Raw genomic sequence first — 21,346 nt, 5'->3', positions numbered from 1 at the left:
GCGACCTTGAAGTGCTGCGTGAGGCGTGAAAAGCCATGGCGAATACGGATGACAAATGGGCGGCGGCGTCGAGTTATGAAGCATTCATGGGGCGTTGGAGCCGACGCATCGCCTTAGAATACGTGTCCTGGCTGAATGCGCCGCCTGGACTGCACTGGCTGGATGTAGGCTGCGGTACGGGAGCCCTGACCCGTACGATTTGCAATGTCGCCCAACCTGCCTCTGTCCTCGGCTGCGATCCCGCAGAACCCTTTATCGCTTTCGCCCGAGAACAGACGTTGGAGGCGCCGGCGTCATTTATAGCGGCGGGAGTAGGGAATCTGCCACATCGTCCTGAAGGATTTGACTGCGTCGCTTCCATGTTCGCACTGAACTTTTTCCCGGATACCGACGCCGCTATTCGCGAAATGCAGACCATCGCCGCCGCCGGCGCTATCGTCTCCGCCTGCGTATGGGACTACGCGCAGGGAATGGAGTTTCTACGCTACTTCTGGGATGCGGCGACAGCGCAAGATCACGCCGCGAAAGAACTGGACGAAGGCTACCGTTTCCCTCTCTGTCATCCCGAGAAACTCATCGAACTGTTCACCAAAGCCGGCCTTGATGACATCCAATGTGAAGCCGTGGAAATTCCCACCCTTTTCACCCACTTCGACGACTACTGGCTCCCCTTCCTCGGCGCAACCGGACCCGCCCCGGCCTACATCGCTTCCCTCTCGGCCGACCTAAGAAACGCCATAGCGGACAAATTAAGAGAAACAATCCCCATACAACCAGATGGAACCATCCCCTTAAAAGCAAAAGCCTGGGCGATCCGGGGGCATATCAGTAACCTGTTAGGTAGGCCAAGTGTCTAATCTGTAAGTTAACTTCAATAACCTAGAGCGGGCTTCATATCCTGCTAGACCTAATCATCCGATATGTTAGACTCCCGCGCCCCTGCGTAAAGCTGGGAGTTTGCGCCTTTCTATTAGAATGGACAGTTTTAGGCTTATTGATCAGGAGCTTCAAGTTGCGAGTTTCAGTAGTTTTTTATCTGGCTTTCCTTTTTTTTATGACCCGTTCAGTTATGGCTGAACCCTATTATCTAGGCTACTTTGACTCCGCAATTGGTGAAAATGATATCGAAGAACTAAGTGGCCAAACAAACTTGATTGTAATCGATCATGGTGTGGGTGGCGATGAAAGTAGATGTTATTCGGAGTTTTATGATACTAAGATTTGGTCTGGTTATGTAAGTAAAATTGTGAAAGCTAAAAGTCTTGGAAAAAAGGTTGCCATATATTTGACGAATATTATTTTTGATGGTGCTAAAGGACGTTTTTCGGACTTGGAGCTTGATAGGTGTCTGTGGCGATTAAAGGATCAGCTTAATCGATATGATCTAAATGATACTGTTGTTGCGATGTTTCCGCTTGATCAACCTTATTTGAGATTTTCCGAAAAAGGATTCTCTTCTGGAAGTGAAATTATCGGATATATTGATAAGGCAGCGCTTCGTATACAGTTGATGTGGAATAAGGTTAATGTCGCTATAAATTATTCATTTGAAACAATCAACACGGGTGACTTCTTCATTCCCAGCTCAGTTGATTGGGTTGGGTTTAGCTGTTATGGCCCCATTTCAGACTGTCATGGCAGACCAATTTATGGTGGGGAAGACAGCTATGCTGGTATATTATCTAAGAGAATGCACGTCGGGCAAAAGTTTGTTTTTTATCCGCAAGCATACATTCCAACACCTCATTCTGGCGCACTAAGCACTCAGGGAAGCATTGTCAACTCGCTATCTGCGTTTGAACTCCTGGCTTCTAAACCAATGCTCTCAAATGGCCTTTCAAAGCCAGTAGCAGCTTTGATTCTATTTCGTTGGAATTCGGAAAATAGTCTGAATGGATTTAGTCACGTTGGTGTGAAAGACTTACCTATAGTTAAGGAACATGTTTCGAAAATATACGAGAGGCTATATTCCAATCCGGAAAGAAGAAACTATTATCTAGGATATTTTGACTCGGCAATTGGACAATCCTTTATTGATGAGGTTGATGATCAGTCAGATTTGATAGTTGTCGACCACGGCGTTGGGGATGGTGGTTCTAAATGCTATTCAGATATTTACGATGAGGCGATATGGACAGGTTATCTGGCTAAGGTGGTTGAAGCGAAAGTAAAGGGAAAGAAAGTTGCTTTGCACTTAACTAATATTATGTTTGATGAGGTGAAAGGCCTATTTTCAGACTTGGAGCTAGACAGATGCCTGTGGCGTTTGAAAGATCAGATGAACAAGTATGATCTAAATGATACGGTTGTCGCTATGTTTCCATTGGATGAGCCGTATGTGCAATATAAAGCAAAAGGGTTTGGATCTGGTGGTCAAATTGTTGAATATATAAATAAGGGTGCGCTTCGTATTCACCTTATGTGGCCAGGTGTAAATGTGGCTCTAAATTATTCTTTTGATACTATAAAAAGAGAAACCTATATTGTGCCTGCTTCCTTGGACTGGGTTGGGTTTAATTGTTATGGCCAGTTTTTGAGTTGTAATGGGGCGCCAATTTACGGAAGAGAGGATAGCTATATAATGAAGTTATCAAGCAAGATGCATGCAGGCCAACAGCTCATTTTGTATCCTCAAACCCATATTCCAGCGCCTCTTAATAATGCCCTTGATACTGAGACAAGTATGATTGAGGCCTTGAATATTTTTGAACATTTAGCATCCAAGCCAGCTTCCTGGACTGGTATTCCTAAACCTGTCGCCGCCTTAATACTATTTCGTTGGCATACGGAGACAACTGGGAGTGGAGAGAGGCACCTCGGAGCGCGTGACTTACCTGCAGTTGGACATTATGTTTATAAAATGAACATTCGTAATAAGCCTTTACTATAAAGGAGAAGTAGAATTTTCGGGCGGCGATGCGCCTTCCGACAATTCTGAGCGTTGGGAGAGCAAGAAGCCGGATAACGCTTTGCTTATCCGACTTGCTCAAATGCTCCTGTCGTTCTCTCCGTTAGGCCAACACAGCCGTTGTAATTTCATACCAGGGGTAAAGTTGTTTGCCTTGTTCGGAGATGTCCTGGTAGGCGAGGGTGAGGGTTCCGCCGCTTACCCGGCCGATGACGGTGGCGCGGGCGATGTCGGTCATGTATTTGGCGGGTTCGGCTGGGCGGGCTCTGCGCAAGAATGCGGGACCCGTGGTTTTTGCCGGGCGGGCGGGGACGGCGTCTTTGCGTCTTATGGAGCCGTATTGGGTGATATTGCTGTTCGCATTGGAGCGCACGCCGGCGCCTTGCGCCCAGGCGTCCAGGGTTAATCCGGTGGCGCTTTGCAGGGGACACAGGAAATCGCTGGTCTGGCGTAAGTCGGCGGGTATGTCGCTGTAGCCGCCGTTGAGGTGAAAGACTTCGCCTTTGTTACGATCAAAACCAACAGAGCAACCGGACAACGCGGCGGTGACGAACCAATAGTCGGCGCCTTCCCGGTTCAGCTTCAATTTGGTGACGCCGCCTTCCTCCCATGGCAACCACTTTACGGTTCTGGAGTTGGCTCCATCGCCGAGCACAAAATTGAAACGAAGCGGCGATTCCGAGGCCTCAATTTTGATGGCGCGTTGGCCCTTCGACGTAGAGCCGGGGATATCTACAAAGTAGGGCGTGGTATACAGAGGCGTTGTATTTCTAAGTGAGGCCATCACTCTTTCCAGTTCATTCCACATATTTCTTCCTTTCTTTTCCTTGTACCTATCAACGAAACATTTTGTCCTGTTTTGTTGGGTCTAGTTAATTTCTCATGGCGATTAATTTCAGCTTTAAATAATGCGATTTATAAACCGTTCGCCGGCCAGTTCTTCGCATTGCATTTTTGTAGGGTGATGAAGAATGCAATATCTGAGTGAGTGTTATTTGTCCTTTTAAGATCAGTGGCTTATTGGCCGTGAGACTTCCGCTTTCTCGTCCGTTCGGGCGATTGTTTGAGATATGGCGGGTTGTTAGCTTTGTCTTGTGTAAGCGTTTACATTTTGAAAGCGTTCAAATACTGACTGGCGACACAAGAGATGCCAAAAATATATTAATTTAAGCCGGTATTGTATTTGTTTTTTGTAGCGCTTGAGATCTAAATGAAAGCGTTGTCATTTGTTCGGCTATCACTTAACTACCGCTGTGAATTTTTTATGCCCAGACTCAGACAACTTAGAAAAAAACAAAGAACGGGAGCGTTAAAAGGAGGTCAATATGTATACGAATGATTCGTGCCACAATGCGCTTCGGCGCAAGCTCGCCAGAACACTTATCGGCGTCGCCGCTGCGGCGTCGTCATTTCCCGCCGCGCAGGCCGCCGTCAATCTGGCGGCGGGTAAAAACACGTTCGCCAGCACGGAGCTGCGCCAGGCGAGGTTGGCCGTGGATGCGGACAGCCGGTCCCGCTGGGAATCCAATCATGGCGTGTCGCCCAGTTGGCTGACCGTGGATCTGGGGCAAGCGACCAGCCTGGAGCAGGTCGTCATCGACTGGGAGGCGGCGAACCCGGAAACCTACGAAATCCAGGGCTCTAACGATAACGAAAACTGGACCAGGCTTTCCGCCCAGAGCGGCGGCGTATTCGGTGATCGCACCGATACGGTGGATGTCAGCGGGGACTATCGCTACGTGCGAATCTTCGCCACCCAGCGCAGCCGCGGCAATGCCTGGGGATATTCCATTTTCGACCTGGAGGTCTACGGAACGCCGCTGTCAGGGCCGGACGATCCAGATGAACCTGATGGCCCTGGTGATCCAAACGGTCCCGACGAGCCGGATGAACCCGATTTGCCAGATAACCTGCCCGCCGCCTTCGCACCGCTGTATCCCAAAGGCACAGAGGTGCTGGAACGGATTCAGTATGTGGATGCGGACGGTACGCTGGTCACCCTGATGGGAGCCCGACCCACCGAGCGCCACGCCCGTGAACGGGGCGAGCCCTGGGATGCGCCGGATCAGGGGCCGGGGCGTTATCTCACGTTCCCGCCTTTCTACTTCCAGAACCGCACCTTCGGATTGGAGATTCACGACTCGGTTCCCGCCGGCGGCGATAAGATTGAAGTCTGGCTGCATGTGAACGCCAATACCTTCCGCGGCACGACCTTCAGCTTGTTCCGCAACATCGAAAATCCGAACGTGAAAGACTTCGGCTGGTCCCTCAACTACGGCTTCAACAATCCCAATGAGGGCGGACAGCCTATCTGTCATGCAGGTAAGCGCGAATGCATGATGGATTTTAATTCCAACTGGCGCACCTCGCCGCATAGCCCCTTGCGAGTCGGTGATAAGATCGAGCTGGCTCCGGCGCCGCGCTTGCTGACGCCCGTGATCGACGGCGGCGGAGAGCGCTATTACTCCTTCGAGCAGCTTTATGTGGTGGGCAAGGGCATGCATCCCTGGTACGGAATCGCTCCTAATCTGGATTCCGAACCGCTGCCGCCGGACACCCTGTTGGGCGGTCAGGCGAGCGTGTCCTACAACTACTCAGAAGAACCCCATCGGATGTTCCAGCAGATGGCCAACAACATCGGCATCGAGAACAGCCAGCGCTTTGTTGAAGGACGACGCCTGTTCCACACCTCATTCTCATCTGGCAAACACTCTGAATTCTCCGACACCAACCCGGTGTTCAGCGCGCATGTCGGCCAGTTGGGACCCCGTTACAACAACGAGAGCTGCATCGGCTGTCACCAGAGCAATGGCCGCAGCCAACCCGCTCAGGCGGGACAGGCGTTGGAAGGCTATTCGGTGCTGACGGCTGCGTTTGGCTCTCAAGACGGCGCAGCGCCTGATCCATTCTATGGCTTCAATGTGCTGCAGAAATCCAAAGACGCCGGGCAGGAGAATTACGCCGTCAATCTCAGCCACTATGAAGTGACCACAAAGGAACTGAATGGCGGTGAAGTGGTTGAATTGCGCAAACCTTACTACGCCTTCCAGGGGCCGACGCCAGAGCTGTATTCCGTGCGGCAGGCGCCCCAGGTCATCGGCATGGGGCTGCTGGAAGCTGTTTCGGAAGCGACGATTCTCGCGGGCGTGGATGAAAATGACGCGGACGGCGATGGCGTGCGCGGTCAGCCCAACTGGATCAAGAACCCCGAGACTGGCGCGGTGCAGCTGGGACGCTTTGGCTGGAAGGCTTCCAAACTGAGCCTGCGTCATCAGGTGGGGACTGCGTTTCTGCAGGACATGGGCGTCACCACGCCGACCTACCCATCGCGCTCCTGTCAGAAGACCGAAACGGACTGCCATGACAACGCCGCCGACACCCATATCGACAACGCTGAGATGGATCGCGTCGGTCAGTATCTGGCGTTGTTAGGCGTGCCGGCACAGCGCAGTCTGCGCAGTGGTTATCCCGACGGGATTCGGGTCTCGCCAGAGCATGACGTTGATCCAGAGCGCATCAGTCAGGGCAAAGACGTATTTGCGCAATCGGGCTGCGTCGCCTGTCACACCGCGACCCTGAAGACCGGGAACACGCATCCGATGGCGGAACTGCGCAACCAGACGATTCACCCTTATACGGATCTGCTGTTGCACGATATGGGCGCCGGCCTGGCCGATACCCTGCCGCAGGGCGACGCTGTGGCGTCCATGTGGCGCACGCCGCCGTTGTGGGGGCTGGGCAGCCTCAAGTTTGTGCAAGGCGGCCAGGAAAACGTGCGCTACCTGCATGACGGCCGCGCGAGAACCCTGGACGAAGCGATTCTCTGGCATGACGGCGAAGCCGCCGGCAGCCGACAGACTTATGAGGCGCTAAGTTCGGCTGACCGGGACGCCCTGAAACACTTCCTGAATTCGCTCTAGTCACGCTTTTGGAGGGGGCGACCTCTCCTTAAAAACACTGCGGTTTGGCAAGCCAGCTTGGCCGCAGTGTTTCCCCGTTTGGTTTTTATGGCTACGACTGGCCCCATAGAAAATCCCGCTATAGCCTTGGGCGTTTTATGCGCAATGCGTCTAATCGATGTGTGACGTGGCGAAGATGGGGAGGAGATAATAGAGCCTTGTTCATCCATCTATGAAAGGAGGTGAAACAGAGCGCGTCGCCCAGGACGACACGCCATTTCCAAGGATACAACCTCAAACACTCAATGGCAGGAAGAGGGAGTCATCATGAACAGGATGATAGGGATAAAACTACTCGCTGTTGTTGTTTTCTTGTGGAGCGGTCTCGCGCAGGCGGATGAAAATCCAGTTTGCTCGGAGCAGGGAAACATGTGTTGTTATGCGTCGGACTATAACTACAACTTGCCTTCCGCTATCGCTAATTGCTGCGCGGTGGGAGATTCGGTGAAGAAGTTCGTCTTCATGGACAATCAGGACTCCAAAGTGGATGGCCAGGATGTGCCGATTCAGCTTTGCAGCAACCTGAATCTGTATATTCTGCATAAGCTGAAAGCGCCCTCCAAGGATGACTGGCCGCCAATACCCAAAGGCGAGAAGCGGTTTCCGCCTCTGTTTAAAGGGGAAAATCTGGAAAACGTGGTCATTGCCGGGGATGGCGAGATCGACGGTCGCAATAATACCTGGATGGGCGACAAGGACTGTGGCGACTATGACGGCAAAGTCAGGCCCATCATGATGGATCTGCAAGGCTCCAAGAATCTGTTAGTGAAGTCCATTACTTTATCCCACGGGCCTGGATTCAACCTGCATGTCGAACACTCCCGCGGAGGCATCGAGATTGAGGACGTCACGGTCAACACGCACCATAACGGCTCAAAAAGCTCCTGCAACCTGGACGGCATGGATATCAGCGGGGACGACATCAGCATCAAAGACTCGGAAGTCCGTAGTCGCGACGATTGCATCGCCGTCAAGGCCAACTCGTCCAATGTGCGCATCTCCAACGTGACCTGTCACAACGGCCATGGGCTTTCAATCGGCTCCATTGCGATGAACGGCGTGGTCAAAGATGTGGAAGTCGAGAATGTAACGGTGATGGACTCACACTTCGGCTTGCGCATTAAAATGCAGAAATACGCTAACGGCAAAGTGGAAAACATCAAATTCAAAGACAGTCTGGTGAAGCGTATTTCCAGCAATCCGATCCAGATCAAAACGGACTACCACAACGATCACTGTGACGACCCTGGCAGCAGCAAGTGCGATAAAAACGCCCGTTCCAGCATTGAAAACGTCACCTACAAGAAAATATCGGTGCATGGCGGCGAAATTGATCTGAACTGCAAATACGCCGACGTATGCACGGTGAAGCTGAGAAAACTGCACTGCAAAGACGGCGCAACCATCTCCTGCAAAGATGTGGACGTGGACGGAGAATGCAGCTGCGACTGAAGCGCGGTGAAAGGGCTTGAGACCTCTCTTGTACAACCGTTCCCAGGCGGATGCGTGTCGGCCTGGGAACAAATGATAAAAATTACTTTGACAAAACAAAGCCGCTCCTGAAAAACTCTGCTTGTACGCTTGCGGAACACGGGAGATAAACCTTTGAAAATCCGATACGTCATGGAGGCCGACAAAGCCAACTGGCTGGCCTTACGTCAGGAACTCTGGCCGGAAACCCCGCCGCAGGAACATGAAGGGGAAATTCACGCCTACTTCAGCATGCCGGACCTCGCTACCTTTGTCGCCATCGACGATAACGGCGACATGCTGGGCTTTTTGGAAGCTGGTCTGCGCTCATACGGCGAAGGCTGCGCCAGTCATCCGGTCGCCTATGTGGAGGGCTGGTATGTGCTCCCTTCCCATCGCCGCCAGGGCGTCGGTCGCCGCCTGATGGACGCCGCCGAAGAATGGGCCCTGGATCGCGGCCTGCGGGAAATCGGCAGTGATATGCTGGTCAACAATGAAATCAGCCTGAAAGCGCACACCGCTCTGGGATATACCGAGGTGGAGCGCCTGATTCATGTGGTTAAGAAAATCGATTCCGCCTGAGGCGCAGACGCCGCAACACTCATTGAATAGATCGTCAGGAGGACGTTGATGCTAAGACGGGATGCGTCAGAGCAAACGCAACTCATCGCAAAAGCCCAAACCCTGCTGCAGCAGGGCGCATTGGAAGAAGCCCGGGAACTGCTGCTGCATGAGGGATTCGTCCAGGGCGACAACCCATTGCTGCAAAACGCCTACTATGAGCTGATCCCGATAGACGAAGCGCTGAAAGCAAAGCTCAGCCCACTCAAATCGGCGCTACAGCCGCCTTTTGACGACAGCGCCGTCAAAGCGGTCGCCGCCGTCGCCAAAGAAGCGGCGAGGGCGACGAATAAAGCGACTTACGCCTGGATTCGCGACCCGCGCGTCACCGACGTATTGATTAACGCGCTCAGCCAAGGCAAAGCCAGACTTGTTAAAGAAACCGCTCTGGCGTTAGCGCACATCGTGCACCGCTACTTCGCCGACTATCGCGCTCGCGCCGCTTTTGTTCCGCTACTGAGTAACGGAAATAAAACGGTGCGCCGTGTCGCCTGCGGCGTAGTGGGACGCTGGCCGGACGAAGCCATCGTGGCGATGCTGGCTCCGCTGATGGAAGACAAGGAGGCGGAAGTGCGCCAGGAAGCGACCAAAACCCTGGCGGGATTGCCGCGAGAGAGCATACCGGAGTTGGCGTTGGGATTATTCGAAAGCGCGCTGATCGCCCGTCTTCAGGATAAGGACCCAACTGTAAGGGATATCGCCGCCTTTGGACTGGGCGAGCATCAGGTCAAGCAGGCGGTTCCTGAGCTGGAGGCCGCCTTGCGCGTTGAAGTCTCGCGATTAGCTGGAGAGTCTATTGAGGGCGCGCTTGGCAAACTGACTGCGTCCGCAGGGTAAATCTACGCCTCGATGAACTGGCTGAACTCCCCTTGATCCAGATAGTGAGCGAACATAAACAGCGCATCTTCCAGTCCATCTTCCAGCCCATCTGACGGTTCCTCACGTTCCAGGCAAACACGGACAGCATTAGCGAACATCAAAGCCGGTTCGTCGAGTTCGCTTTGGCTGTCTCGCATCCAATCCAGGAAAAACTGTTGTGCTTCGTTGTATCGTCTGGCGTCGATCTCTCCATTAAAACGGCCCAACAGGGCGCCCAGCGCCAGTTGTACCGCGGGCTCCGCAGTAATGGCGTCGGCGCGGATGACGTCTAACAGAGACAACAGCATCCACTGTCGGGCTTCGTTTTCGCCGAGCTGGGCATAGCTGAGGGCGGTTGTTATAAGAGATGTTTTCACAGTGTTTCCTCCGCGATGAGTGACGGTCAGATATCGTATAGCCTGAGTTGAACAGGCGACTCGCCGTTAAGGTAACGCGGATGAATTCTGAGGGATTGTAAAAGGCCGACATCTGTTAGAGGAACGGATGTCGGTGATTGTCGCTGGTTTAGGCTTGCGTCCTAAGTGTTTGAACAGAAGCGCTATAAAGCAAAACAAGGCAAAATTTATGACTGGCGCCGTTTACTCCAGAACTGTTTGGCGAGCTCCTGCAATGCAGAGGTGAGTTGCGCCACGTCCTCCGCCCGCTTGCGGTTGTATTGGCCGACGGTGGCGTTGGCGCTGGCGGTATCCCGGATGGCGACGACGCTGTTATTGATGCCTTCACTGACGGCGCCTTGCTGCTCCACCGCGCTGGCGATCTGGGTGCTGATATCCGAAATCTGATTGACGCGGCGGCCGATGGCGGTCAATTTCTCCGCCGCCTGATGGGCGTGGTCGACGCTGTTATTGGCTTTCTCCCGGCTTTTCTCCATGGCGGCCACCGCTGAGCGGGCGCCATCCTGCAGAGAGTTGATCATCTTTTGGGTGTCCGTAGTGGATTGCTGCGTACGAGACGCAAGTTGTCTTACTTCATCTGCGACCACCGCAAAGCCGCGTCCCATTTCTCCCGCGCGGGCGGCTTCAATGGCGGCGTTCAGGGCCAGCAGATTGGTTTGCTCTGCGATGTCCTGAATAGCGTTGAGGATGGTGGAGATGTCTTTGCTGTGTTTGTCCAGATCGTGAATCACTTCCGCCGCCTGATGAATCTCATCCGCCAGCGAACTGATGATGCGTTTGGTGCTGGTGACCAGTTCCTGCCCCTGGGCTGTTTCCTGGTCTGCGTGGTCCGCTGCGCTTGCGGCTTCCTGTGTGGTGGCGGCCACTTGCTGAATGGTCGCCGTCATTTCGTTGATGGCTGCCGCCACCTGATCGGTTTCCGACTGCTGGCCATTGGTTTTGTTATTGCAGTCCTCGATTTCCGACACCAGCTCGTCCGTCAGGGATTCCAGCTGGTCCGCCGCGTTGGCCATGCGTCCGATGACAGCGGTAGTCTCCGCCTGCGCCATGGCCATAGCGAACTCAATTTCGCCAAACTCGTCGTGACGACCAGTGTAAAGCACCTGGCTTAACGGGTTATCGGAAATAGTGCGCGCTTTTAACACCAGCTTGTGCAATGGCGACAGCCACAAATAGATAAATAATACGTTCATCAAGCCCAGTGAGGCGCCCATGATGGCGGTGTCGGCGGCGCTGATCGTCAGCATATGCGAGAGGAACAGCAGCACCGGGATCAGGCTGAGCGTGGAAAATATGGAAATTTTCAGGCGCACATCCAATCGCGGCAGTTTCCAGGCCAAAGGCGTTTTGCCGGCGCGGATGCTGGCGTACAGCTCTTCCGCTGCGTCCACCTGCTTTCTGGTGGGCTTGGTGCGTACGGATTGGTATTCCACAGTGCGCCCGTCTTTAGTGATGGGCGTGGCGTAGGCGCTGACCCAGTAATGATCGCCGTTCTTGCAGCGATTCTTCACTAGTCCCATCCACGAGCGGCCGCTTTTCAACGTCTGCCACATGTGCTGGAACGCCATGGGCGGCATGTCGGGGTGGCGAACAATGTTATGGGGCTGGCCAACCAATTCTTCTTTTGAGAATCCACTGATCTTGATGAAATCCGGATTGACGTAGGTAATGTGGCTGTCCGGCGTAGTGGTGGACAGGATGTTAGCGTCCGGCGGCAGCTCCAGGTTGCGACCTGTGACAGGCTGGTTGACCCGCATAATGAATCTTCCTCGTTCAGCATGAGTTGAGCGCGACAATTAAGTATATGCCTGTATTCAGATTTTGGGAGGTTAGGAGCGCTACGGAATTTTTTGCTGGAAACTACGTAGCGCTACGTAGTTAACCGCGTTACTTTTCCACTTTGGCGCCGCTGGCTGAGGTATATTCGATCGTGCGCGTGGTGTCGCTTATTTCTTCTGCGCGCACCGGGCGACTAAAGAAATAGCCTTGCACATAGTCACAACCGAATTGCTGCAACATCTCCATTTGTTCGGCCGTTTCCACGCCCTCTGCGATGACGGCCAGGTCCAGGCTTTCCGCAAGGGAAATAATCGCCTTGATGATCTGCCTGTTGACGTCCAGGTCGTCCGTGCCGGACACAAAGCTGCGGTCGATCTTGAGCTGGTTGACCTGAAGTTCGCGCAATCTCACCAGCGAAGAGTAACCCGTGCCGAAGTCATCCAGAGAAATTTTGACGCCCAAATAGTGCAGCTCCTGCAGTTTCCTGCGATTGGACGAATGCTCAGAGGAGGCGACGGTCTCTGTGATTTCCAGCTCCAGACGCTGTGGGGGGATTTGCGCTTCCTCCAAAATCTGGCGCACCTCGTCGACAAAGTCGTCCCGCTGAAGCTGGCGGGCGGAAACGTTGACGGCGATCACCGCGTCCTTTCTGGCGGTCCAGGCTTTGCTTTCCGCCAGCGCCGTTTGCATGACCCAGCGTCCCAGCTCATGAATGAATCCGGTTTCTTCCGCTATTTTGATAAAGATATCCGGGGGAATATGATCACCTTGATGACGCCAGCGACAGAGGGCTTCATATCCGATCACTCGCCGCTGCCGCAGATCGATTTGCGGCTGATAGACGAGGTAGAGCTCCTTCTTCTGGATTGCGTGTTTCAGACCTTTTTCCAACTTATACCGTTCGGAGAGGCGGATGCCGATGTCGTCGCAGTAAAACTGCACTTGCCCCTTGCCGTCGCTTTTGGACTGGTACATGGCCATATCCGCCGCTTTCAACAGACTCTCCGGCGTATTGGCGTCCTTAGGGAACAGCGCCACGCCGACGCTGAAGCCGACAGTGACCTCAATGCCTCCCAGCAGGTGAGGCTGTTTCTGCGTTTTGACGATGCGCGATACGGTGGGGAGGATATCTCTATCTGAGATATCGAGGTCAATCAAGATCAGAAACTCATCGCCGCCCAGACGCGCCACAGTGTCGCCCTGGCGAACTTGCAGCGCCAGACGCTCGCCAACGCTTTTGATCAACATGTCGCCTTTGGCGTGACCGTGATTATCGTTGATGGCTTTGAAATTATCGAAATCCAGAAACAGCACCGCCACCTGCGAATCACGACGCTGGGCGCTGGCGAGCATTTGATTGAGCCTGTCGACGGCGAGCACGCGATTGGGCAGGCCGGTCACTATGTCGTAGTAGGCGTGAGAAGCGATTTCGTGGTTCAGGGTTCTGATATCGAGCAGGCGGCGTACGCCATACACCACGGCGACGATCCCGACCCAGCCCAGCGCAATGATGATTTCATCCAGTTCCCAGTCCTCGTGGGCGCGGGAGTATTCATAAAGGCCTTCGAGGAGATCAATCTGAAAGACGCTGGTCATGGCGGTCAACCCGGTGACTATCGCGACGCTTATCCCCAGATCGACGCGGGCGGAATGGCGCAGACGTTCAGACGTGTTGGTCTTTGACAACTCCTTTCGAGGCTTGATCATTAGTCGCAGCGCTCTCTACTTCGAACAATGGATATACCCGGAGAGAAGAACGGAAGAAACTGCCGTGTAACGGTAAAGTCTAGCACGGCGGGAGTCCCGCGCCAGTGGCTGGCGTAGCCTTTCTGGAACTAGATGAGGCGGTTGTTGATTATTCAAAGTCGCACAAATAGATTGTTATGTACTGGAAGTTAAAAAGGATTCAATGAGATGCGTTCGCTGAGAGAGATATTGATAGAAGAGGTTGAAAAAATATCAGGCGTAAAAGATCAGCCCTCGCCGGTGGCGGGCGGCTCGGCGCTGCACTACAACGGCAAAGAATTCGCGCATTTTCATCACGATCATGAGCTGGATCTGAAACTGACGAAAAAGCACATCAAAAAAGAAAAACTCATGCATCCGCAAGACTCGACCGTTCATCCCAAAAGATCGCTGAATTCGCAATGGATCGAGCTCAGGTTTCATACCCAGGACGAAGTAAACGAAGTGGCCAGATTAGTGAAGCTGGCCGTCAGCGAATTATGAAATTTTTACTTCAGAGACCTATCCTATGCGTGTAAACCCCTTATGACGCAATAGGTTTCAGGCTTATGACGACGACGTTGCGACAAGCCTTCTCCGCAGAAATGAACGCCGCGCGGGATAACTGGCGCCAGGGCCGTCTCGACGTCGCGTTTGCACATCTGGAAAACGCCCACGTTCTGGGACAACGCCGCCTGGGCTGGCACTTTCACGTCCACCTCTGGATGCTGCGGGTAGGGTGGGCGAAACGAGACCAACGCGAAATCCTCGGCCAACTATGGCGCCTGCTCCTAACCCCACTCGGCCACCTGACCGGCCGCCTCCCCATCGGCAACACCGGCGGCGCCAACGTCAACGCGTTTACGCCCATGCCGGTGCGGAAGGAGTTGGAGGAGGTGTTGCGTGGGGAGGGTATGGAGAACAAGTCTGACAAAGATCTGGGAGACTGACATGGGTATTGATATCGATGGTTGGGTGGAAGTTACCCATAGCGCGGACAGTAGTGAGCACTGGTCTGGACTCCTGAACCTCTCGCCGTTAATCGACGTGTGTGACAGAGGGTCTGTTTTACTTTTCGGCATCGGAAATGGTTGGAAAGACGACTGTCCCATTGCAATAGAAAGAGGGCTGCCCGCGAACCCCAGCTATCAAACCCTCAGAGATATTCAGGACATCAAAACGTTTGAAGATGAAGAGAAAGGCTGCGCTAACGAACACTTTGGCTACACACATTTGTATTACTCGGAACTACTGAGGCCAGCATTCGCTGAGGAATACGGGCGCCTCGCCGGGACTCAGTGGGGACCTGTTATTAAGTTGATTGAAGCGCTGATCGACAGCGGCCGTTATCAGCCGGAACAGGTCAGGTTCGTGGTGTGGGCCTGTATTTAGTAAAACGATGATTTTGTCTAAGCGGCAAGCGATAGGACTTAACCTCTATAAGAAAACTTTCAATACATCGGCCTGACGAGAAAATCCGAGGATTGAAGTGACGATTGCGCGCACTGGAACGGCTTTTTTTGACGAAGAATATTATCGGACTTTTTTCTACACCGACGAATCACTCCGGTCTGACAATGAGTCTCCAGGGACGTTATTTAATGTCCAGATACCTGATGGCTATGATCAAAGAGGCGTGCTTGTGTCGTGGGAAGACGAATATGAAGACGGAGAAGTAGCAGAAGTAAGTGAGAAGTGGTGGACTATTGGACCTTCTCCCTGAAAGATACTTATGCTCCTTCCTTGAACGAGCCGAAATGTAAGGTTGTCAGCTATGAAATTAAATAAGAGGATGAGGGCCCTTTTTGATGGGCTAGGGGAAGCTAGGATAAACCCACCCCAGACTCTCGACGATATAGTCGCTAAGCGTTTTGTGGAAACTAACGACGGCGTTCTCCTTGCGTATTTTGCTAAGAGGAGAAGCAACACCAGCCCCGGTTATTTTCCTGATAAGACTGGATTCGAGTGCTTCGTTAATAGTTTTCATATTGATGACTACGTGGACAAAGATTTCCTGGCATATTCGCTATTTGTTGTAAGTAGCTTGAAAGCGGATATTGAAAGATACAACCTGAAGACTATCGTGGGCATTGACGACGATGGCGGCACTGTCAGGTTTCATGTTGACCGCGTTGGAGAAGAGTGGTTGTCCGACGATATCGAAGGATATAGCGAGGCGCTGTTAGTACTGGAGTCAACTGATATCAACGAGATCAAAAAGTTAAGTTAAAAACCATGCTTACAAGATTCCAGAAAGCCATTCGCTGATCGCATTCAACGCCCTGGGATCAATCGTTGTATCGATCAATATGTAGTCTTCTATTCGTCCTGTTTCCGAAGGTTGAAACAAGTGATTGAGCTTGTCTAATACGAGCACTTCAGATTCAGGATTAGTCAGGACAGACTTCATGATGGGCGCATTTTCAGCCGCTGATACTTGCAAGTCGCTGCCGCCAAACAGCGCCAGAACGGGGTTTTTAAAGCGCCTGAATGCAGGAAGCGGGTCGTAACTTGCGTAATGACGTCCCCAATCCGAACCCCATACTTCCATGTTGGCTTTTATTTCCGCTCGCGTGAGACCATGGGACTGCAAGCGTTTCTCTATTTGGTTTCTTGCATCCGCTACGGAAGGGCTTGTTCTCAGTATCTCCGTAAGGTCCCTGCATAAAGCCTGCTCCCGTTCTATGTCCTGTTGAGATTTACCCTGCGAGCGCGCGATATCTACTACTTGCGTGGCCATCACATCGGGAAGAAGGGGAAGGGCGGGTGCGGCGAGAAAAATCATGAATGCGGCGGGAACAAACTCCGCGGCCGCAGAAGCGATATAGCCGCCTTCCGAATGACCAAGAAAACCGATCTTCTGCACGTCGATTGCAGGGATGTTCTGCATGAACCGGTAGGCAGCGGCGGCGTCTTGTGCAAAATCCGATAGGGTGGGCTTCCACCTGTTCTCACTTGAGAAGGCGCCGGTGCTTTCGCCAACGCCTCTGTCATCATAACGAAGCACCGCGAATCCATTGCGGGTAAGGTAATCCGACAAAACCAGAAAGGGCTTATGGCCGGCGATCGCCTCATTGCGATCCTGAGGGCCTGAGCCTGTAATCAATATAATCGCCGGGAACGGCCCTTGCCCTAGAGGCATGGTTAACTCCCCCGCAAGCGTGACATCCGCGTCGCCGCCCTGAAATCGCACCTGCTCAACTCGATAGTTCCTGTCTTTAGGATCTTGTGGTCTGGATAACCAGCCAAGAGAATCGGCGCATGCGGTTAAAAACATGAGAACACTGGTTAGCAGAGAGAACTTTTTCAACGTTATGCCCCGATCGTTCTTTTGTTGCTGAGTGTGGGTGAGGTGATCGATATCTGGTTCAGTAAACGGCATTAAACGCCACTGGGCATTAAGACCGTCTTAAGATGGAGCTGGAAAGTGGTCGATCTGGTGATATGAATAAGAGATTGACCTGGCGAATGAACTTCCCTTAGTCTGGCCGACTGGCCAAAAAACGGCTGGTAGCATTACGTAGGGTGTAATGCTCACTTCGCAGAGATTAGCTATACATGAGAAACCTGACGCCCGCCGAGAGAACGATAGTCCACCAGATCTACGCCGCAGCCCAACCAACTCAACCAACCCAACCAAAAAGGAAGCTGAGAACATTCTTCACCGGGAATAACACACCGCCCGCTGAAATCAATTCGGCCCTGTTTAGTCAACTGGAGAGCCCTGGAGCTATAGCTGCACTGGCGCCATTCGTGGCGCATCCCGATATCACAATAAGCACTATGGCGCTTGAGCAAATGGCCCGCATTCTGGACGGCCATGACAGTCTAAACCTGCATTGGCTGGATCAAAGCATTCGCTCGGTTTATTACGACCCTGATTGTAAAAGCTGGCTGGAAAACTGGTTCCAGGCAACCGTATCAACGGTAGATAATCTCCCCTTTGAGGGAAGACTCCTCGTCACAGCGCTCACGCTTTTCTGTTGTCACAATAACGGTTATGTCCGTATGCAGGCGCTTGAGCGACTGGCGTCGGTGGACATGGAGACTGCGATAAGAGTCTCCTTTGTGCGAGCCAACGACTGGGTGTCACAGGTCAGCCAGATTGCGTTTGACGTCACTGCCGTAAATCTTCCGCGGCTTCAGGAAAGTCAGCTCATCCAGTATTTGCACCTCGTGGATCAGCTCACCAACAAGACACGACGTGATTTGAGCGCTATCCAACGCGCGGTGAAAGACCGCCTTGATTCAGATAAAGGACACGAGGCGCTGGCCACAGCCGTCAAAAACGCGGATTACAAACTGGCGCGGTTGGCCTTCAAGGTATTAACGGAATTTTCATACGATCCAGGCGCATTGCTACAGATCTCGACAGCCAGCAAAGACGTGGTGATCCGGGGCAAGTCGTTTAATCTCATTCACAGACTGGAGAGTCCACAGTCTCAATATGCGCTTCTGGAAACCTTAGCCGCGGATCGACAGCCTTTAATATGTAAAAGGGCGTTGTACGCAGTTGTGGAGGCTTTTCCAAATGATGCCGAACCGCTCCTGCTCGCCAACCTGCTCCATCAAAGCAAAGGCATCCGAAATACCTGCAAGTATTATCTTCAGCGTTTGTCAGCCGTTAATTTCGCGGATTTCTACATAAATCATCTGCAATCTGATAACCCCAGAAAACTCGTTTCGGCAATACTAGGTTTGTCTGAAGTCGGCAATGCTGGCGATTGGGCGCACGTGAGCCACTTCGAAAGCTCAAATGATCCGCGAGTTCGCAGCGCCGTCGTCAGGGCGGCGGGGAACCTTGGTTGCATGCCTCCCGCCTGGTTTGAAGACAAGATGATTGCCGGCTCAGAATCAGAGGCGCGCATAGCGAGTGAGATTTTGGCGGCGGATGAAAACTACAGCGCCCAGGATCTTGTTAGCTTGTTGTGGAGGAGCAATGAAACTGGGCGGCTTAGACGTATCGTCAAGATAGCCAGGAAGAAAAGCAAATGGGACTATCTGGTCATTCTTCTAAATGTCCATCTAAAGAATCCTGAGTCCGATCTGCCAGAAAGTGCGCTAAGAGAATGGTTCGAACTTCACTATCAATCTTATTGGTTCGTTAAGCCAAATCAGGAAATCCTGCACAACCTTATTTCCCTTATCGACAAGGCGAAAACGGTTAAATCCATAAAGATACTCGACGCTATAGAGAAATATGTTTCTTCACTGAATGCGTCCAGGTTATAAACAGGCTAAGAAGAAAATTCCCTGATCTCTTCCTCGCCAAGGAACTGGGCGAGGGGAGTTCAACCGCCGACTGGTGTAACTTGATTTTGGAGTAATGTGTCTCCTTAGTGGGCGTGCGCAGAATTAAATTTTTTGCATTTTGCACGTTTGCAGAGGGGACACAGAGCTTTTTAGATTGATGAGCGAAAATGATATTCCTGAAAAAATAGGCTGGCCTGAAGATGACTTCACAGTGCATCACTCTAGTGTCATGTGGGTCACAGCCTGCACAGAATATGCAGCTGGTAGGATTTTGGAGCAGCAGAAGGAGGCGGTTTGAAGAAAAGAGCCGCTAAAGCGGCTCTCAAATACAGGTTGCACTATCAGACTAAAGACACTACGTGGACTCACTCACCTTCCACATAAATTCTAGCTATTAGTTCTTTGCTACTGTCCTCTTTGATAATTTCAAAAGAAGCACCGGCTCTTCCAATCCAGGGAGCTGTTTGTTTACCAGAAGGGTTTGAAGAGAATACCTTATCCTCAACTATTACATTAACGTCACTAGCATTATATGTTGACCACTTTACAGGGATGGAGCATATAGAATTACCATTTAATTTGCATGTTTTTGGTGTGCCTTTAAAGTTGGCCCTGGGCGATGACGACAGGTCCTGAGTATAGTAGTTATCGTACACATCTACATCTATATGACCTTCAATTTTAATTTGAGGTGATAAATTGTTATAGAGAGCATTATCTTTAATAACAACCTTTTGAATGCCATTTTCATAAACTGCTGAGTTAAAAACAATACCACCAGCTGGGTTGTTGTAAATATGATTAGCATATATGGTGACATTTGTAATGCTGGCAACAGATCCATTGGCAAACTCAATACCACTTACTGCAGAATTTCCACCGTCATAGATCTTATTGCTTTGTAAAGTAAGATCCCTTGTTCCTTGCTCTATGAGTAACTGACCGCCTCCTGTATGTTTTCCGTCCGGCATGCAAAATGGATTGTCATCATGGTTATTATGTAAAGTATTTCCATTAATCCATGCTTTATCTACATTTGCGGTTAGAATCGCATTTGTTCCAATATCAGAGAAGGTATTGTCGAATATCCTGATTCTACTTTTAAGGTGCTGATTTGACATCCATATACCAAAATGACCACTACCAGTAAATGAAGAGTTTGAAATATTTACATTATCAGCACGATCTATATCAATAATACGAGGTTCCCTGGTATCTATATGTAAATTTTTTAGAGTTATGTTACTAGATAGTCCATATCCACCAGAAATATCCATCCCAATTGATATTGGTGTAGATTCAGTTGCAGTATATGAGCAGCTTTGGTAGTCGTGACTCCTTTTCTCTCGGTCAACGATATTTAAATCTCTTATTGTTATATTTGAAGAGTTTTCAATTTTAAATAGATTAACAGATGGGTTTCTGTAAATCGTCACATCTGCATGAGCGCCATATATTTCAATTTCCCTAGAATTAGAATTCAAGTCGTTAAGTCTATAAGTACATTCTTGGTCAGACACATCGCAGTATATATCTTGAGCAATTTCAATTTTCTCAACCGACCCCTCAAGAACACTTGCAACACAATTACTTAGTGATTGCTGAGAATATGCATAGCAAATTACCTCTTCCCCAACTGCATGAACAGAATAAAGACTGTTCAGAAAAGACAAAATAAAGATAGTTTTTTTCATGTGAAACCCTGGTTGAAATAAATAATAATATAAGCAAGCTAATTAGCTTGTGCTCAATAACAATCTACGCAATACGCTTCCATTTTTCATCATTTTTTAGATAGTTTGTAAAAGATAAGTATCTTTGTAATTAGATGTGGTTTAAATCTCATACAGTGGTGTCAGTTGTAGCATAATAATATTAGGCAATAAACTGAGTAATTAATGTCTCAACGGCTTGGGCAGATAATTGACTCACCTTCAATACTGTACCATCGGGACGTGTTATTTCGATAGATAAACCCTCGGCTAGATTGAGTTCGGTGACCTCAGGTAGCGGCACTTGCTGTACATATCAACATCAACCACAATGAATTCATTCGCTGGAGCCTTCGCTTTTTTAACAGGCTTCGCTTTACCTGCCAATTGTCGTTCTTTACTTTTTAACTGAGCACGACTGATTTTTAGTGTTGTTAAAATTTTGGAGAGTTTATATTGTTCCTGTAGTGCAATGACATCCCGCCAAAAGGTTTTAGGAAATGGCCGTCGTGTACCTGGTCGTTGCCGCCAAGCATTAAACTTGGCTTTCACAGACTCTAGTGTTAGTGGTGGTTCGGAGGGAGTGGCTTCCTCGTTCATGAGTATCCTCAACAAGGGTTAAAACTGTTGAGGTTAGGCTGCCAG

The 21,346-nt window shown here is 51.1% G+C and carries 18 protein-coding genes; 11 read left to right on the top strand and 7 right to left on the bottom strand.

What is annotated here, in order from left to right:
* Window positions 1–35 precede the first annotated feature (35 nt).
* Window positions 36–857, top strand: coding sequence for a class I SAM-dependent methyltransferase (locus ACQYWX_RS16310; protein ID WP_431685558.1), 822 nt, complete (start codon window positions 36–38; stop codon window positions 855–857).
* Between the two features lie 155 nt (window positions 858–1,012).
* The gene (locus tag ACQYWX_RS16305; protein ID WP_431685557.1) at window positions 1,013–2,890 is read left to right on the top strand and encodes a hypothetical protein; all 1,878 of its coding nucleotides are present in this window, start codon (window positions 1,013–1,015) and stop codon (window positions 2,888–2,890) included.
* A gap of 121 nt (window positions 2,891–3,011) precedes the next feature.
* Here ACQYWX_RS16305 and ACQYWX_RS16300 read toward each other — a convergent pair whose 3' ends face one another.
* Window positions 3,012–3,716: a hypothetical protein gene (locus ACQYWX_RS16300; protein WP_431685556.1), complete on the bottom strand. Its 705-nt coding sequence runs from the start codon at window positions 3,714–3,716 to the stop codon at window positions 3,012–3,014.
* A gap of 517 nt (window positions 3,717–4,233) precedes the next feature.
* Between ACQYWX_RS16300 and ACQYWX_RS16295 the strand changes: the two genes are divergently transcribed.
* The 4 genes from ACQYWX_RS16295 to ACQYWX_RS16280 all read left to right on the top strand — a co-directional run bounded on the left by ACQYWX_RS16295 (window position 4,234) and on the right by ACQYWX_RS16280 (window position 9,795).
* Complete coding sequence (locus ACQYWX_RS16295; RefSeq protein ID WP_431685555.1) at window positions 4,234–6,828, top strand: di-heme oxidoredictase family protein; 2,595 nt, start codon at window positions 4,234–4,236, stop codon at window positions 6,826–6,828.
* Window positions 6,829–7,134: 306 nt separating this feature from the next.
* Window positions 7,135–8,319 carry a glycosyl hydrolase family 28 protein gene (locus ACQYWX_RS16290; protein WP_431685554.1) on the top strand — a complete coding sequence of 395 codons (1,185 nt, stop codon included), beginning with the start codon at window positions 7,135–7,137 and terminating at the stop codon, window positions 8,317–8,319.
* A 153-nt stretch (window positions 8,320–8,472) separates the two neighbouring features.
* Window positions 8,473–8,919: a GNAT family N-acetyltransferase gene (locus tag ACQYWX_RS16285; RefSeq protein WP_431685553.1), complete on the top strand. Its 447-nt coding sequence runs from the start codon at window positions 8,473–8,475 to the stop codon at window positions 8,917–8,919.
* 48 nt (window positions 8,920–8,967) lie between these two features.
* A complete protein-coding gene (locus tag ACQYWX_RS16280; RefSeq protein ID WP_431685552.1) occupies window positions 8,968–9,795 on the top strand; it encodes a HEAT repeat domain-containing protein in 828 nt (275 codons plus the stop codon).
* Window positions 9,796–9,797: 2 nt separating this feature from the next.
* Here the strand turns inward: ACQYWX_RS16280 and ACQYWX_RS16275 are convergent, their stop codons facing one another.
* The 3 genes from ACQYWX_RS16275 to ACQYWX_RS16265 form a co-directional block, all read right to left on the bottom strand.
* The gene (locus tag ACQYWX_RS16275) at window positions 9,798–10,193 is read right to left on the bottom strand and encodes a hypothetical protein (protein WP_431685551.1); all 396 of its coding nucleotides are present in this window, start codon (window positions 10,191–10,193) and stop codon (window positions 9,798–9,800) included.
* Between the two features lie 206 nt (window positions 10,194–10,399).
* The gene (locus ACQYWX_RS16270) at window positions 10,400–11,989 is read right to left on the bottom strand and encodes a methyl-accepting chemotaxis protein (RefSeq protein WP_431685550.1); all 1,590 of its coding nucleotides are present in this window, start codon (window positions 11,987–11,989) and stop codon (window positions 10,400–10,402) included.
* Window positions 11,990–12,119: 130 nt separating this feature from the next.
* Entirely contained in the window at window positions 12,120–13,718 is a 1,599-nt protein-coding gene (locus tag ACQYWX_RS16265) for a putative bifunctional diguanylate cyclase/phosphodiesterase (protein WP_431685549.1), read from the bottom strand.
* A gap of 207 nt (window positions 13,719–13,925) precedes the next feature.
* On the opposite strand from ACQYWX_RS16265, the gene ACQYWX_RS16260 reads away from it, so the two are divergent.
* From ACQYWX_RS16260 to ACQYWX_RS16245, 4 genes are all read left to right on the top strand, one after another.
* Complete coding sequence (locus ACQYWX_RS16260) at window positions 13,926–14,240, top strand: luciferase family protein (protein WP_216738094.1); 315 nt, start codon at window positions 13,926–13,928, stop codon at window positions 14,238–14,240.
* 77 nt (window positions 14,241–14,317) lie between these two features.
* Window positions 14,318–14,686 (top strand): DUF3703 domain-containing protein, encoded by a 369-nt coding sequence (locus ACQYWX_RS16255; protein ID WP_431685548.1) that lies wholly within the window; start codon window positions 14,318–14,320, stop codon window positions 14,684–14,686.
* A 1-nt stretch (window position 14,687) separates the two neighbouring features.
* The gene (locus ACQYWX_RS16250; RefSeq protein WP_431685547.1) at window positions 14,688–15,128 is read left to right on the top strand and encodes a hypothetical protein; all 441 of its coding nucleotides are present in this window, start codon (window positions 14,688–14,690) and stop codon (window positions 15,126–15,128) included.
* 382 nt (window positions 15,129–15,510) lie between these two features.
* Entirely contained in the window at window positions 15,511–15,966 is a 456-nt protein-coding gene (locus tag ACQYWX_RS16245; RefSeq protein WP_431685546.1) for a hypothetical protein, read from the top strand.
* Window positions 15,967–15,975: 9 nt separating this feature from the next.
* Here ACQYWX_RS16245 and ACQYWX_RS16240 read toward each other — a convergent pair whose 3' ends face one another.
* Window positions 15,976–17,118 (bottom strand): alpha/beta hydrolase family protein, encoded by a 1,143-nt coding sequence (locus tag ACQYWX_RS16240; RefSeq protein ID WP_431685545.1) that lies wholly within the window; start codon window positions 17,116–17,118, stop codon window positions 15,976–15,978.
* Between the two features lie 176 nt (window positions 17,119–17,294).
* On the opposite strand from ACQYWX_RS16240, the gene ACQYWX_RS16235 reads away from it, so the two are divergent.
* Entirely contained in the window at window positions 17,295–18,968 is a 1,674-nt protein-coding gene (locus tag ACQYWX_RS16235) for a HEAT repeat domain-containing protein (RefSeq protein WP_431685544.1), read from the top strand.
* Between the two features lie 386 nt (window positions 18,969–19,354).
* On the opposite strand, the gene ACQYWX_RS16230 is transcribed toward ACQYWX_RS16235, so the two are convergent.
* Together ACQYWX_RS16230 and ACQYWX_RS16225 are read right to left on the bottom strand one after the other, a co-directional pair.
* Entirely contained in the window at window positions 19,355–20,683 is a 1,329-nt protein-coding gene (locus tag ACQYWX_RS16230; RefSeq protein WP_431685543.1) for a right-handed parallel beta-helix repeat-containing protein, read from the bottom strand.
* Window positions 20,684–20,971: 288 nt separating this feature from the next.
* Window positions 20,972–21,301, bottom strand: coding sequence for a hypothetical protein (locus tag ACQYWX_RS16225; protein WP_431685542.1), 330 nt, complete (start codon window positions 21,299–21,301; stop codon window positions 20,972–20,974).
* Window positions 21,302–21,346 lie beyond the last annotated feature (45 nt).

The organism is Hahella sp. NBU794, assembly GCF_050749805.1.
Classification (GTDB): domain Bacteria; phylum Pseudomonadota; class Gammaproteobacteria; order Pseudomonadales; family Oleiphilaceae; genus Hahella.
This window is presented reverse-complemented; position numbering and strand designations above follow the sequence as displayed.

What these genes read in the sequence shown, in the direction of transcription:
- ACQYWX_RS16310 (WP_431685558.1), top strand. Translation starts at nt 36, where the DNA reads ATGGCGAATACGGATGACAAATGGGCGGCGGCGTCGAGTTATGAAGCA.
- ACQYWX_RS16300 (WP_431685556.1), bottom strand. Translation starts at nt 3,716, where the DNA reads ATGTGGAATGAACTGGAAAGAGTGATGGCCTCACTTAGAAATACAACG.
- ACQYWX_RS16295 (WP_431685555.1), top strand. Translation starts at nt 4,234, where the DNA reads ATGTATACGAATGATTCGTGCCACAATGCGCTTCGGCGCAAGCTCGCC.
- ACQYWX_RS16290 (WP_431685554.1), top strand. Translation starts at nt 7,135, where the DNA reads ATGAACAGGATGATAGGGATAAAACTACTCGCTGTTGTTGTTTTCTTG.
- ACQYWX_RS16280 (WP_431685552.1), top strand. Translation starts at nt 8,968, where the DNA reads ATGCTAAGACGGGATGCGTCAGAGCAAACGCAACTCATCGCAAAAGCC.
- ACQYWX_RS16270 (WP_431685550.1), bottom strand. Translation starts at nt 11,989, where the DNA reads ATGCGGGTCAACCAGCCTGTCACAGGTCGCAACCTGGAGCTGCCGCCG.
- ACQYWX_RS16265 (WP_431685549.1), bottom strand. Translation starts at nt 13,718, where the DNA reads ATGATCAAGCCTCGAAAGGAGTTGTCAAAGACCAACACGTCTGAACGT.
- ACQYWX_RS16260 (WP_216738094.1), top strand. Translation starts at nt 13,926, where the DNA reads ATGCGTTCGCTGAGAGAGATATTGATAGAAGAGGTTGAAAAAATATCA.
- ACQYWX_RS16250 (WP_431685547.1), top strand. Translation starts at nt 14,688, where the DNA reads ATGGGTATTGATATCGATGGTTGGGTGGAAGTTACCCATAGCGCGGAC.
- ACQYWX_RS16245 (WP_431685546.1), top strand. Translation starts at nt 15,511, where the DNA reads ATGAAATTAAATAAGAGGATGAGGGCCCTTTTTGATGGGCTAGGGGAA.
- ACQYWX_RS16240 (WP_431685545.1), bottom strand. Translation starts at nt 17,118, where the DNA reads ATGCCGTTTACTGAACCAGATATCGATCACCTCACCCACACTCAGCAA.
- ACQYWX_RS16235 (WP_431685544.1), top strand. Translation starts at nt 17,295, where the DNA reads ATGAGAAACCTGACGCCCGCCGAGAGAACGATAGTCCACCAGATCTAC.
- ACQYWX_RS16230 (WP_431685543.1), bottom strand. Translation starts at nt 20,683, where the DNA reads ATGAAAAAAACTATCTTTATTTTGTCTTTTCTGAACAGTCTTTATTCT.
- ACQYWX_RS16225 (WP_431685542.1), bottom strand. Translation starts at nt 21,301, where the DNA reads ATGAACGAGGAAGCCACTCCCTCCGAACCACCACTAACACTAGAGTCT.